General features: G+C 63.3%; 11 protein-coding genes, 3 tRNA genes and 1 pseudogene. All 15 read right to left on the bottom strand.

Annotated elements, in window-relative coordinates:
* Positions 1 to 29: 29 nt before the first annotated feature.
* Entirely contained in the window at positions 30 to 983 is a 954-nt protein-coding gene (locus tag ENJ54_04920; protein HFC09179.1) for a HAMP domain-containing histidine kinase, read from the bottom strand.
* The gene (locus ENJ54_04915) at positions 980 to 1,645 is read right to left on the bottom strand and encodes an endonuclease III (GenBank protein HFC09178.1); all 666 of its coding nucleotides are present in this window, start codon (positions 1,643 to 1,645) and stop codon (positions 980 to 982) included. The genes ENJ54_04920 and ENJ54_04915 overlap by 4 nt, the downstream gene beginning before the upstream one ends.
* 34 nt (positions 1,646 to 1,679) lie before the next feature.
* Positions 1,680 to 2,768 (bottom strand): asparaginase, encoded by a 1,089-nt coding sequence (locus tag ENJ54_04910; protein ID HFC09177.1) that lies wholly within the window; start codon positions 2,766 to 2,768, stop codon positions 1,680 to 1,682.
* A 1-nt stretch (position 2,769) separates the two neighbouring features.
* Positions 2,770 to 3,654 carry a hypothetical protein gene (locus tag ENJ54_04905; GenBank protein ID HFC09176.1) on the bottom strand — a complete coding sequence of 295 codons (885 nt, stop codon included), beginning with the start codon at positions 3,652 to 3,654 and terminating at the stop codon, positions 2,770 to 2,772.
* Between the two features lie 38 nt (positions 3,655 to 3,692).
* On the bottom strand, positions 3,693 to 5,732 hold the full coding sequence (locus tag ENJ54_04900) for a GAF domain-containing protein (GenBank protein ID HFC09175.1): 2,040 nt from the start codon (positions 5,730 to 5,732) through the stop codon (positions 3,693 to 3,695).
* Positions 5,733 to 5,923: 191 nt separating this feature from the next.
* Positions 5,924 to 6,976, bottom strand: coding sequence for a M20/M25/M40 family metallo-hydrolase (locus ENJ54_04895; protein ID HFC09174.1), 1,053 nt, complete (start codon positions 6,974 to 6,976; stop codon positions 5,924 to 5,926).
* Positions 6,973 to 7,446: an acyl-CoA thioesterase gene (locus ENJ54_04890; GenBank protein HFC09173.1), complete on the bottom strand. Its 474-nt coding sequence runs from the start codon at positions 7,444 to 7,446 to the stop codon at positions 6,973 to 6,975. The genes ENJ54_04895 and ENJ54_04890 overlap by 4 nt, the downstream gene beginning before the upstream one ends.
* A gap of 67 nt (positions 7,447 to 7,513) precedes the next feature.
* A complete protein-coding gene (locus ENJ54_04885; protein HFC09172.1) occupies positions 7,514 to 8,527 on the bottom strand; it encodes a M23 family metallopeptidase in 1,014 nt (337 codons plus the stop codon).
* Between the two features lie 12 nt (positions 8,528 to 8,539).
* Positions 8,540 to 9,421 carry an N-acetylneuraminate synthase gene (locus tag ENJ54_04880; GenBank protein HFC09171.1) on the bottom strand — a complete coding sequence of 294 codons (882 nt, stop codon included), beginning with the start codon at positions 9,419 to 9,421 and terminating at the stop codon, positions 8,540 to 8,542.
* An 804-nt stretch (positions 9,422 to 10,225) separates the two neighbouring features.
* Positions 10,226 to 10,882 (bottom strand): annotated as a pseudogene (locus ENJ54_04875) (acylneuraminate cytidylyltransferase family protein).
* A gap of 7 nt (positions 10,883 to 10,889) precedes the next feature.
* Positions 10,890 to 11,717: an SDR family oxidoreductase gene (locus ENJ54_04870; protein HFC09170.1), complete on the bottom strand. Its 828-nt coding sequence runs from the start codon at positions 11,715 to 11,717 to the stop codon at positions 10,890 to 10,892.
* Between the two features lie 162 nt (positions 11,718 to 11,879).
* Positions 11,880 to 11,951, bottom strand: a tRNA-Cys gene (locus tag ENJ54_04865).
* A gap of 74 nt (positions 11,952 to 12,025) precedes the next feature.
* Positions 12,026 to 12,101: transfer RNA gene (locus ENJ54_04860), tRNA-Gly, on the bottom strand.
* 8 nt (positions 12,102 to 12,109) lie between these two features.
* Positions 12,110 to 12,182, bottom strand: a tRNA-Phe gene (locus ENJ54_04855).
* Between the two features lie 57 nt (positions 12,183 to 12,239).
* On the bottom strand, positions 12,240 to 12,569 hold the full coding sequence (locus ENJ54_04850; protein HFC09169.1) for a thiol reductase thioredoxin: 330 nt from the start codon (positions 12,567 to 12,569) through the stop codon (positions 12,240 to 12,242).
* Positions 12,570 to 12,782 lie beyond the last annotated feature (213 nt).

The following is a 12,782-nucleotide window of genomic DNA, read 5'->3' as shown; positions in this document are numbered from 1 at the left end:
CAATGATAGCACACCTGAAGGGAAGCCGCTCAACCCTCAGCCGCCTGCAGCCGCAGCCAGAAGCACACGCCGCCTTCGGGATGCGCGTCAAAGCCCAGCGCCCCGCCCATGCCCTCCGCCAGTTGCTTCGCCACATGCAGCGAAAGCCCCCAGCCGGGGTGTTCGCGCACTTCGGGAATTTCGGAGCGGAAGAAAGCCTCGAACACGCGCGGCGCGTCTTCCGGGGCAATGCCGGGGCCATCGTCGCACACCGTGACCTGCACGCCGCCTTCCGTCGCCGCGGCGTGCACACGGATGTGCCCACCCTCGGGGGCGTATTTGTGGGCGTTGTCGAGCAGCGCCTCCAGAATTTGCACCACCCGCGCCGTATCGCCCAACACCACCGGCAGGCCAGAAGGCAGGTCGGCTTCCAGAGTCTGCCCCTTCTCTTCGCACAGCGGGCGGTATTTCGCCACCACGGCTTCCACCGCCTGCTTGAGGGCCAGCGGCTCGCGTTTCGGGCGCAGGCGTCCCGATTCCAGTTTGCCCATTTCGGAAACCCGCTCGATGAGCGTGGCCATGCGCTCCACATTGTTGCGGATGACGCCAAGGAACTGCGCCTGTTGCTCGCTGACCGGCCCCATCACGCCCTTGACCAGCAGGTCGGCATAGCCTTTGATGGAGGTCAGCGGCAGGCGCAGTTCGTGGGTGAGGGTGGAAATGAATTTCGGCAGGCGGGCGCGCTCGGCTTCCAGCGCGGCGGCCAGACTGCGGCGGGAAGCCCCCCACACGACCAACACCCGCCCGTCTTCCAGGGGGTACAGGCGGCAAGGCGCCACGCCGGGGCACTCGGCCTCGGTGGGCGCGGACGGCGGCCAGGGCACACCCGCCGGGGGAGCAGCAGGGACATTCTCGGCTTCGGCAGCCGCAAGCCTCTGGCCCCGGGCATCATACAGCGCCCAGGGCACCCCCTCGGCGGTCAGAATTTCCAGCCAGTCGGTCATGGGGAAACCTCCTGCTGTCGGGCAAAGTCGCACAGGTCGCGCAACGGGCACTCGGCGCAGTGCGGCTTGCGGGCGGTGCAGATTTCCCGCCCCAAGCGAATCAGGTTGAGGTGGGCGTCGTAGTAGGTTTCGGGCGGGAAGACTTTTTCGAGAAAATCATGCGCGGCTTCGCGGCTCATTTTGGGCGGGCGCAAGCCCAACCTGCCGGTGACGCGGTAGATGTGGGTGTCCACCGGGAAGGCGGGCTTGCCTAAGGAAAATTGCAGCACGATGGCCGCGGTTTTCGGCCCCACGCCTTTGAAGCGGGTGAGGTGGCGTTTGGCTTCGTCGGGCGGCATCTCCGAGAGGTAATCTAAGGTGAGCCACCCCTGCTCGGCGGTGATTTGCCGCAGCACGTTTTGGATGCGCGGCCCCTTCTGATTCGCCAGCCCCGCCGGGCGGATGGTTTCGATGACTTCCTCGGTGGGGGCATCACGCACGGCTTCCCACGAAGGGTAGCGGGCCTTGAGGGCGAAGAAGGCGCGGTCGCGGTTGTTGTCGTTGGTGTTTTGGGAAAGGATAGTGGAGACCAGTTCGTCCAGCGGGGGCAGGGGCTGCCGCCAGACCGGCTCGCCGAAGTGGGCCAGCAGGCGGCGGTGCACTTCCAGGGCTTTGGGGCGCAGGGCTTCCGGCGGAGGGAAGGCGGCTTTTTCGCGCTCAGCCAATCTCGCCCTCCAGCGTAAAGCATGGCCTGCCCTCGCCCACGGGGATTTTGCGCCAGTTGGTGAGGGTGAGCCGCGGGCCGAAGTCGGCCAGGGCTTCCGCGAGCGCGTCGTCGAGCGCGCCGAGTTGGCGCAGCACTTCCAGCACCACTGCGGGGTGGGCGCGACCCTTGCCGTCGCCATCAGCGATCTTGATGGCAATGCCCACACCGCTTTCCACCCCGGGCACCACGCCCGGCTTGAGCGCCAGCCCCTGGTAGGCTTCCGCCCCGGCTTTGGAAAGCATCGTGCCGCCCGCGGCTTCCATGAAGCGGGTGTCAAAGCGCCCGGGGCCGCCCACCATGAAGGGGTTGCCGGTCATCGCAGCGAAGACGGTTTCCAGCGCAGCCGCGCGACGGGGCGGCAGGCCGCGCGGGTCGGCCAGGCGGGCGTAGGCGTAGGCCGCGTGGTAGAGGGGCAGAGAAAAGTTAGGCGCGGAGCAGCCGTCGGTGCCGAGGTGCACGGCCTCGGCGTCCAGCCCGCACATTTCGGCAAAGGCGTGCAAAATGCGCTGCTGCACGGGATGCTCGATGTCGAGGTAATTTTCGGTCGGCCAGCCGTGAAAGACGGCCTGCGCCAACATGCCGGTGTGCTTGCCGGAGCAGTTGTGGCGGTTGGGGGTGGGGGCTTCGCCGCGGCATTCCAGCGCCACCGCGGTGGGCTGGTGATAGGGCGGGTGGACGCCGCATTGCAGTTGGCTTTCCTGCAGGCCCACTTTGGCTTGAATGCCGCTGACCACCCGGACGTGCTCGTCGGTGCCGGAATGCGACGCGCAGATGATGGCGATCTCTTCAGGCGTGAGGCCGAAATGCTTGTGCCCGCCGTCCTCAATGAAGGGCAGCGCCTGGAAGGGTTTGGCCGAGGAGCGCAGGTAAGTGAACACGAAGGGGTTGCCATGCGCAGCCAGCAGGTTGCCCTGGGCATCGACCACGGCGATGGCGGCATCGTGGATGCTTTCCACCACATCGCCACGGGTGAGTTCGTAGGCAGGCTGATAGGGCGGCCACGGTTCGGGGTGGTCGCCCCAGACGAGAAGTTGAGCCATCTCAGTCCATCCTCTGGGGAGTGTGGTGCCCGTGGGTGCGAGCGACGTAACGCGCGGCAAAGTAGCGCTGCAAACCCTGACGCAGCCGGGCAAGGTAGAAATCGGCCAGGTCCGGCTCGTGGGTGCTGTCGAAATCCCACATTGCCAGCAGGTCGGGGGCCAGGGCCGCGGCGTCTTCGGGCGTGGCCTTTTGGGCGGCCAGGGCTTCCAGCCGCTGGTGGGTGGTTTCCAGGAAAGTGCGCATGTGGCTCAGCGCCGAGCCGGGCACCAAGCCTTCGCGCCCGCCGACGATGAGGAAGTCCCGATGGTCGGGCGCGAGCAACAGGTCAATCGCTTCGATCCAAAGGGGCAGGTCGGCATGCGCCAGGAAAGGCGGCTGATGCACAGTGACCGCATCGCCCACAAAGATCACCTGCTGGTCGGGCAAAATGACCCACAGCGCGCCCGGGTGCGGCCCGGGGTGGTGCTCGATGATGATCGGCGCTTCATCCCAATACACTTCCAGACGATGCGTAATGCCCATCTGGGGGGGCGCCCAACGCATGTTGGAAATCTGGGCACAGCGTTCCCAGGCCTCGCCGCGCGGGTTGCCCTGGACGCGAAAAATCGCCGCCCGGTTGCGGAAGACCTGCACCGTGTGCTCGTGCGCCACCACCGGCACTTCTAACATGCGCGCGCCCAACGTACGGTCGGCGTGGGCATCCAGATAAACGAGAAGCATGTTCAAACTGTCGCCGAGGTTGCGGCAACGGGCGCGCCACAGGCGGCTATCTTGCGGGCACGGCGGGGAATCGACCAACACCGTGCCTTCCTTGCGCACAATCACACCCGGCACCACGCCGCGATAGTCATTGAGCAAAAACACATTGGTCGCAATCTCTTGCATGGGAGATTTTGCCTCCAGAAAGGGTAAATTCGGAACCGCTACGCCGACGGCGTTTCCTCCTCGGCCACCGGCAAGGTGAAGCAGAACAACGCCCCCTGGCCCGGTTCGCTTTCCACGCCAATGGTGCCGCCGTGGGCCTGAACCGCCAGGCGGGCGAAAGCCAGCCCCAGCCCCAACCCCTTGCCACGTTTGGCGCTGCCGCGGTCGTACTTATGGAAAATGCGTTCCTGCTCTTCCTTGGGGATGCCCGGCCCGTTGTCGGCCACCCAGAAGCGCACCATTGGGCCTTCCCGGCGCGCCCCAGCCCGAATGTGCGAGCCGGGCGGCGAGTATTTGACCGCGTTCTCCAACAAGTTGATGAGCACCCGCCGAATCATCTCGCGGTCGGCGCTCACAGGCGGCAAGTCGGCGGAAAGCTCCAGCCGCACCGTCTGCTGGCGCTGCTCGGCGTGCGGCGCAATGACTTCCAGGGCCTCACTCATCAGCGTTTGGGGCTGCACCGCCTCGCGTTTGAGGGGCATTTGCCCGGCTTCCAGACGGCTCAGGTCCAGCATGTTCGAACTCAGGCGCTCCAGGCGCGCCGTCGCCCGGCGGGCGATCTTGATCAGTTCCTGGGCATCGCCGTCACCGCTCGTGCATGCCTGCTCCAGCAGTTCCAGGCTCATGCCGATGCTGGAAAGGGGGGCTCGCAGGTCATGGTAAAGCATGGCGAGCAAGTCGTCACGCAGGGTATCAAGGCGCTTGCGCTCGGTAATATCGCGCAAAATCCACTGCAAGTGCGGCGCCCCCCGGAAACTCACCCGCCGCACGTACACCTCGACGGGAATACGCTCGTCGCCGGGAGTGTGCACTTCCGACTCATACGTCAGCGGGGGCGACTCGGGAATTTCATCCAGGGCATCGGGCAAGATGCCGGTAGGCAGGTCGTGCACGCCGGTGATCGGCAGCGTGCCGGCCCGCAACGTTTCCCAGCGGTAGCCCAGATCCTCTTTGGCACGCTTGTTGGCTTCCACGACCCGTCCGTGCAGGTCAGTGATGAAAATCCAGTCCAGTGTGTCATTGAAAAGGGCGCGATATTGCTCGTGGGCTTCCCGCAGTGCGGAAAACAGCCGGGCATGGCGCAAGGCCGTACCGGTGAGATTAGCGAGGCCTTCCAGCAACGAAACCATATCGTCGCGGAAACGGCCTTCCACGGGGTTGACAGCAATCAGCGCCCCTGCCGGGCCTTCCTCGATGGGGAGCAAGGCGCAGGTCATGGCGCGCGCCCCCAACGTGCGCAAAGGCTCCAAGGAAGGGCATTGAGGCACATCAGCCTCGGCAGAAGAACCCGGCAAGCGCACACCCATCAACCGGTCGCTCAGCACTCCCACCGCGTCGGTCACGACCCAAACCTCACTGGTCGTGTCCTGGAAAGCCAGAGCCACGGCCTCAGTGCGCAGCGCCCGCCCCACCTGTTCCAACATGCGCTCGATAATTTGCGCCGCATCCAGCGTCTCGGAAATGACCATTGCGCTTTCCGCCCAGGCCCGCATCAAGCGCGCCTGGCGGCGGCTTTGAGCATAGAGCAAGGCGTTCATCACGACCGGGCTTACCAGGTTGGCCATCGCCTGCACCCCTGCCAAATGCTCTTCGGTAAAAGCATGCGGCTGGGGATGCACCACCGTAAAAACGCCTACTCGCTGATCCTTGACCACAAGCGGCACACAAATGGCCGAGCGGCGATCTGAGGCGTCATCGTCGCGCAACATCGGCATCCACCGCTCATCGGCCGAGGTGTCGGGCACCAAAGCCGCTTCACCCGTGCGGAAAACCCACCCCGCCAGGCCGTGCCCCAGCATGGCTTTTAGCTGGAACGTCGTGTTATCGTAAAGGCGGCCGTCTTGCAAAATTGCCGCGGAGAGCACCTGACCGCTCTCATCCACCACAATGATGCTACCCGCGTTCCCGCCCACAGTTTCCAGGGTCAGGGCAATCGCCCGTTTCAAGACGGCGCGCAGTTCCAGGTCGGCGTTGAGTTCCCTCACCAAACGATAAAGCCTTTCGGCGGGGATGTGAAAAGAAGATTTTTTAGTGCCCATATTTCAAACCGCTTCCTGTCTCGAAGAGCGCCACGCCAGCCGTGGCCGGGGTGCCGCCGCAGTCTCGTGATGTTGCGCCCGAAGATGAAGCCTTGACTGCCAAATGCTTTGGTGTTGGGTTTCGCGAAGGCTGCCTGCCAGGCATCCCGCGGAGGCAAAAGCCCCAAATGCGCCAGGGGGCACCGGCAGAATTAGCCGCTCAAAAGATAGGCCAGCAGCCAGCGGGTGGTGGCCTGCAAGGCATCCATGTGGGTGCGCTCGTAATTGTGGGAAGCATCCACCCCCGGCCCGATGAGCGCCACCGCGGCATCCAGGCCGGCGCGCCAGGCCGCTTCGCCATCGGAGCCATAATGGGGGTAAACATCGACTTTGTAAGGAATGCCGTTTTCCTCAGCCAGCAAGCGCAGTTTGCGGCTCAAGCCATAGTGATACGGCCCACTGCTATCTTTGACGCACAAGGTCGCGTGGAACTCGTCGCTGGTCTGGCCTTTGCCCACCGCGGCCATGTCGACCGAAACCAGTTCGGCAACCTCAGCAGGCAAGCCCGCAGCCGCGCCGTGGCCCACTTCTTCGTAATTGCTGATGTGCAGGTAAGTGGTGCGGGCGGGCTGCAGCCCGGCGTCGTGCAGCGCCTTTGCCGCTGCCACCACACAGGCCACCGCGGCTTTGTCATCCAGGTGGCGGGAACGCACGAAGCCGTTGTGCCAGCGCACTCGCGGCTCAAACGAGACAAAATCGCCTACCCGCACGCCCAAGGCCGCGACGTCTTCCTCCGAGTGCACCACAGCATCCAGCCGCACCTCCATGTGGTCGTCGTCGCGTTTGGCATCGTAGGCTTCCTTACCATACACATGCACCGAAGCCGCCGTCAGCAGCAACGTGCCGGGCACAGGCTCCCCTTCCATCGGGTGCACCCATACCTCTTCGCCTTCGACGAAATTCCAGGGGAAGCTACCTACCCGGCTCAACTTCAACCGCCCGTTGGACTTGATTTCCTTCACCACCGCGCCAAGGGTGTCAACATGGGCAGTCAGGGCACAGGGGGCTGCCGAAGCAGGGACTTCCCAGCGGGCCACCAAAGCGCCTTTGGGCGTCACCCGCAGGTCGGCTTCCGGTAAAACGGTTTGCAAGGTGCGATAAGTCAGGTCAATCGCCCGATGAGCAAACCCCGTAGGGCTGGGCGTGTTGAGCAAATCGGTCAGAAAAGCCTGCAAGAAATCGGTGTCAATAGGGGGAAGGCTCATGCGCGGGGCTCCTCATAGGAGGGAATGTGTTCAAAAGAGGCCATGGCCTGCCGCCAGGCATCGGGCAGCGGAATAGAACGCTGCTTTTCGTAATCGAAACTCACCTGCACCGTCTCGGCGGTAGCAAAAACCTCCCCACTGACGGCGTCTTCCAGGCGGTAAGCCATGGTGAAGCTTTTGTCGCCCAGGCGCGTGACCCGCACCCCCACCCGCACTTGCGAATCCATCAAAATGGGGCGGCGGAAGTCAATGTGCGCGCTGGCAAGGATGAAGCCCACCCGCGGCTCGTTGGGCTTGCGCAGGCGGAGCATTCGAAAATAGGCCACCCGCGCCTGCTCCATGTAGGTCAGGTACCGGGCATTGTTGACGTGCCCTAACACATCCAGGTCGCTGAAGCGCACTTCGATGGGTTTGTAGAAGCGGAACATGCTTTGATTATACACGTTTCCGCGAGAGAAGCGGGGAATCATTGAGTCGTCGGATAGTCGAATAGTCGGGTGGTCGGATAGTCGGGGCGTTTTTAGGATGCTCCCCCTTTTATGGAAGGGCAAGGCGAACAAAGGTCAGGCGGTAAGGCTGAATCACGATTTGTCGGCGAAACAGGCGTCCGCAGCAGGTGATTTCCACCTCATAGCGCCCGGCGGGCAGGCTGCCGAGGGCTAGATTTTCGTGCAGCCGGGGGTCGCCTGACAGGTCGGCCGTGGCATAAGTTTGCGGGTAAAGCGTTGGCAGCCCGGCATCCACGCCGCGCACCACAATGTCGGTCAGGTGCCGCGGGGTCCCTTTCCCATCGGTCAGACGCATAGCCAAAGCGCCGTCACCCTTTGCCAGCGGGCGCAGCCAAAGCACCGGATTCTGAACGGCATCGTAGGCGTTTTCCCCCAGGCGCACCTCGAAATGCAAATGCGGGCCTACCGCCACACCGCGGCTGCCCACCGTGCCGATGACCGTTCCCGCGGCCACCGTTTGCCCCACCTGCACCGCGACCGTATCCAAATGGCCGTAAAGCGTATAAACCGCCTGCCCCGCCCCGGCGAGGTCATGCCGCAACACCACGGCCTGGCCGTAAAAATCCAGTACCGGCCCCAACAGCGTTTGCGTGTCCGTTCCCGCAAACACCACCTCGCCATCGGCAGCGGCAAGCACCGGGGTGCCGCGAGGGTTTTCCATATCCACGCCATGGTGCGCGTGCCGCAGGCCGTGGTAATCAGAGCCGAAAGGGTACGTCGGCGCAATGGCGCTGCTGTCAGGGAGGGCAATGGGGCGGCGCAACGGAAAGCGCCAAGGCAACACGCAGACTTCCGCAGCGCACGGGGTGGGGGAAGGCGGCGGCGTGCGCGTCGGGGTGGGGGTGAGCGTCGGCGAAGGGGAAGGCTGTGGGGAAGGCGTCACCGTGGGGGGCGGCAGGGTAGCCGTGGGCGAAGGCTGCCCTCCAAGGGAAGCCGTTCCCACCGCCGTTGCCTGCCGGATGCCAGAAGCGGCAGGTCTGCAACCTGCCGCTACTGCTGCCCAAAGGATGAGCAAGCCCCAAAAACGTACTCGCCCGCGCACTATCGCCTCCACCTACTGCAACCCCACCCGCCGCAGTTTGCGCAGCGCGGGCATTTCGGATTCATACACCCGTTTGACGCCGTCGCCTAAAGCGCGCTCGGTCACGCGGATGTATTTCACCAGTTTCTGCAGGCCGCCGGGTTCCACCGAAGCCGCCTGGTCGCTGCCCCACATGGCGCGGTCTAACGTGATGTGGCGTTCCACCATGCACGCGCCCAGCGCCACCGCCACAGCGGTGGTCACCAGCCCGACCTCGTGGCCGGAGTAGCCGATGGGCACGTTGGGGAATTCCTGCTTGAGGGTCTGAATCATGCGCAGGTTGAGTTCTTCGGGCTCGCAGGGGTAGGTGCTGGTGGCGTGCATAATGACCAGATCGTCCGTACCCACGACTTCCACCGCGGCGCGAATCTGCTCCATGGTCGACATGCCGGTAGAAATAATCATCGGTCTGCCGGTGGCGCGCACGTGGCGCAGCAGGTTGTGGTCGGTCAGCGCTGCCGAAGGAATTTTGTAGGCCACGGGGTTGAACTGCTCCAAAAAATCCACCGAAGGCTCGTCCCACACCGAGGCAAACCAGGTAATGCCTTTTTCACGGCAGTAGCGGTCGATTTCCTGGTATTCGTCCTGCCCAAATTCCACCTTGTGGCGGTAATCAATGTAGCGGATGTAGCCCCAGGGAGTTTCGCGCATCTTGTTCCACTGGTCGCGGGGCGTGCAGATTTCGGGGGTGCGTTTCTGGAATTTGACCGCATCCACGCCGGCCTTGACCGCGGCATCGATGAGCAGTTTGGCAATATCTACGCTGCCGTTGTGGTTGATGCCGATTTCGGCGATGATGTAGGTAGGATGGCCTTCACCCACCAGCCGGTCGCCGATGCGAATTTCAGGGGACATGGAAGAACCTCCAAACGAAGGGATAGGTCAATCCACCGATTTCACCGATGGACACCGATTTGGCAAGCAAAGTGCCGCGCTGAGCACAGTGCGCTTCGACTACAGCGCTCGCTGACGCTCGCACTTCCACTCAGCGCGTGGGAAAACACAGTAAAGCACGAACGCCTATCCTGTCAAAAAGCGTCCTTCGACTCCAGCGCCTTACGGCGCTTCCGCTCAGGACATTGATTTTGAAACGTGCTATGCCGCGGCGTCGCGGCGATCAAGGATAAGGTCGCACAGTTCGCGCACCGCGCCATGGCCGCCGGGTTTGGAAAGCACCCAATCGGCGGCGCGCTGCACGTCGGGGTGGGCATCGCCCACGGCTACCGCCCAGCCGACTTCCTTGAAGGCGGGCAGGTCGTTGACGTCGTTGCCCACGAAAACGGCCTCTTCCGCGGGGATGTCGTATTTTTCCAGCAGCGAGCGCATGGCTGCGGCCTTGTCGGTCACGCTCTGGAAGACAGGCACGCCCAGTTTGCGGGCGCGGGCCGTCACCACGGGGTTGGTTTCCCGAGAGAGGATGACCACCTGCACTCCGGCTTCCCGCAGGCGGGCGATGCCGAAGCCATCGCCGCGGTGGGCGGCCACCATTTCGCGGCCGGTTTCGTCTACCCACACACGGTCGTCAGTGAGCGTGCCGTCAAAATCAAGCACTACTAAGCGAACCTTTTGCGGCATGGGGCGCGGCTGACGGCCAGGCCACACCATGGGCATCCCGACATAGCGCACCAGCCATTCCGCCCACAACCAGTCCAGGGGAGTGTCCAGATCCACGGTGTACTCGCGTTCCAGCACCACGGGCAAAATAATTTTGCCGCTCATGCTGCCGGTGGCAAACACCCGCGGGCGAATGACGTCAATGTGGCCGGTCTGCCAGTAAGTCGGTGGCAGGCTCTGGCGGGGGGCGTTGTAGGGTTCGGCGATGCCGGGCACTTCCAACAGGGGGATCATGCGGCCATCTTCGGCGATGCGCCACATTTTGTGGGGGTTTTGGCCGGAAGGCACCACGCCGCGCACCGAGTCGGCTTCCGGGTGCTGTTGCAGCAGGCGCACGGCGCGATCAATCAGGTCGGGCGGGCGCACCGGCGTGGTCGGGCGCAGTTGCACCACCAGGTCGGGGCGGTAGCCTTCGCGCTCTTCCAGCCACGCCAGGGCGTGGGTGAAGACCGGCAGGTCGGGGGTGGCATCCTGGGCGAGTTCAGCGGGGCGGCGGAAGGGCACCTCCGCGCCGTATTCCCGCGCCACGGCAGCGATTTCGTCGTCGTCGGTGGAAACGATGACCCGCGTCACGCTTTCGGCCTGCAGCCCGGCGGCAATGCTATAGGCAATCAGCGGGTGGCCGGCAAAGGGCTTGATGTTCTTGCGCGGGATGGATTTGGAGCCGCCCCGCGCGGGGATGATGGCTAAGACTTCGGGCATCGCCACCTCACCACGCCGTCCAGCCGCCGTCTACCACCAGGTTGGCGCCGGTCATATAAGAGGAAGCATCGGAAGCCAGGAACAGCAAAGCGCCGTTCATCTCGTCCTTGCGCGCCATGCGTCCCAAGACGGTGCGGGCGCTGTAAGCCTGCACAAAGGCCTCATCCTGGCGATTATACACCCCGCCGGGCGTGAGGGCATTAACGCGGATTTCGGTGCCCGCGTAGTAGGTAGCCAGGTAACGGGTAAAGCCCAGCACGGCGGCCTTGGTGACGGTGTAATACACCGGCTTGAACTGCGGCGGCTGGCCAGGCTTCTGGTAAATGCGCTGGTCGGGGCCCACCAGCCCGTAGGTGGAGCAGATGTTGATGATGCTGCCCTTCCCCTGCTGGCTCATTACCCGCACCACGGCCTGGGTGACGATGAACATGCCCGTCAGGTTGACGTCCAGCGCCTGCCGCCAGGTTTCCAGGGGGAAATCTTCAAAGGCGGAAGACGAGCGCACCGCGCCCTCGGCGCTGACTTTGGGGTCGAGGGCGGCGCTGTTGACCAGCACATCCAGCCTGCCCCAGCGAGTGCGGATGTCGTCCACGGCGGCGCGGACGGCTGCAGGGTCGGTAATGTCCACCGTGTAGGGGTGAGCCTGGTCGCCAGCGGCCTGAATGCCCTCTGCAACCCGGCGCGCGCCTTCGGGGGAAAGATCTACCACGGCCACGGCGGCGCCCGCCGCAGCCAGGGTGTGGCAAAACTGCTCGCCGAGCAGCCCCGCCCCGCCCGTCACCAGCGCCACGCGGCCTTCCAGAGAGAATTTTTCGCAGAAATCCGGCTGCGCCATCGCTCACCTCGCTTGTGTTTCGGAAGTAAACCACAGATTACGCAGATTTCACAGATATTTTCTGCGGCATCTGCGTAATCTCTGTGGTTTCTCTCCCTTGGCTGGCATTTATCATACCACGGGGGCAGAAACAAAATGCCCCTCGCGGGGCGAGGGGCAGAGAGGCGACGGCGGGATTCGAACCCGCGAATCAGGGCTTTGCAGGCCCCTGCCTTCCCACTTGGCTACGTCGCCAAGAAAACTTTGGGCTGAAGGCAAACGGCTGTGTGCCAGCCACCTGCCCTCAGCCCTTTGCCTTACATCGTGCGTGGAGCGGGCGATGGGACTCGAACCCACGACCTTCTCCTTGGCAAGGAGGCGTTCTACCAACTGAACTACGCCCGCTTATTCAGTGCCGAAGGCCGGAATCGAACCGGCGACACGCGGATTTTCAGTCCGCTGCTCTACCAACTGAGCTACCTCGGCGCCTTTCGCCTTAGCGCCCCCGAATTTTACCTACGCGCCGAAGCATTGTCAAGGCTATCACGAAAGATGCTTGCCAAACTTCTTGATGATGGCCTTCTTGGGTTTATAACCAGTCATGCGTGCCACAATTTTACCACCTTTGAAGAGGGCAAGGGTCGGCACGCCCATAATGCGCCACTGCACCAGCAGGTCGGTATTCTTGTCAGCATCCATCTGGAACACTTTGGCGCGCCCCACCCACTCCTCAGCCAGTTCGGCCACGAGAGGGTCGAGCATCTTGCAGGGGGCACACCACTCCGCGGTGAAATCAATCAACACGGGCAAATCGCTCTGCAAAACCTCTTCCTCGAAGCGGTCGGTGGTCATTTCAGGCAACTCAGCAGCCATCGTGTTTCCTCCAGCAGGGGTTGGCGGGGCCGATTGTAACGGAGAACCAGGCAAAAGACAAGTCTCAAAGGGAGCACTCAAATGTTGTAGAAAAGGAGTCCTCTGGTATAACAGAGATAAACGCATCATCTATCTCTCACCAAAGGACTCCCAAATGAAGTCTACCACAGAACGCATCACCCAAATCAAAGACCTCATCGTTGCTGAACTTCT

The organism is Chloroflexota bacterium (assembly GCA_011322445.1).
Taxonomy (GTDB): Bacteria; Chloroflexota; Anaerolineae; order Anaerolineales; family DRMV01; genus DRMV01.
The sequence above is the reverse complement of the archived record's forward strand: the minus strand, read 5'-3'. Positions and strand labels throughout refer to the sequence as shown.

Coding starts and splice junctions, on each gene's coding strand:
- ENJ54_04920 (HFC09179.1), bottom strand. CDS start 983: ATGACCGACTGGCTGGAAATTCTGACCGCCGAGGGGGTGCCCTGGGCG.
- ENJ54_04910 (HFC09177.1), bottom strand. CDS start 2,768: ATGGCTCAACTTCTCGTCTGGGGCGACCACCCCGAACCGTGGCCGCCC.
- ENJ54_04905 (HFC09176.1), bottom strand. CDS start 3,654: ATGCAAGAGATTGCGACCAATGTGTTTTTGCTCAATGACTATCGCGGC.
- ENJ54_04900 (HFC09175.1), bottom strand. CDS start 5,732: ATGGGCACTAAAAAATCTTCTTTTCACATCCCCGCCGAAAGGCTTTAT.
- ENJ54_04895 (HFC09174.1), bottom strand. CDS start 6,976: ATGAGCCTTCCCCCTATTGACACCGATTTCTTGCAGGCTTTTCTGACC.
- ENJ54_04890 (HFC09173.1), bottom strand. CDS start 7,446: ATGATTCCCCGCTTCTCTCGCGGAAACGTGTATAATCAAAGCATGTTC.
- ENJ54_04880 (HFC09171.1), bottom strand. CDS start 9,421: ATGTCCCCTGAAATTCGCATCGGCGACCGGCTGGTGGGTGAAGGCCAT.
- ENJ54_04870 (HFC09170.1), bottom strand. CDS start 11,717: ATGGCGCAGCCGGATTTCTGCGAAAAATTCTCTCTGGAAGGCCGCGTG.
- ENJ54_04850 (HFC09169.1), bottom strand. CDS start 12,569: ATGGCTGCTGAGTTGCCTGAAATGACCACCGACCGCTTCGAGGAAGAG.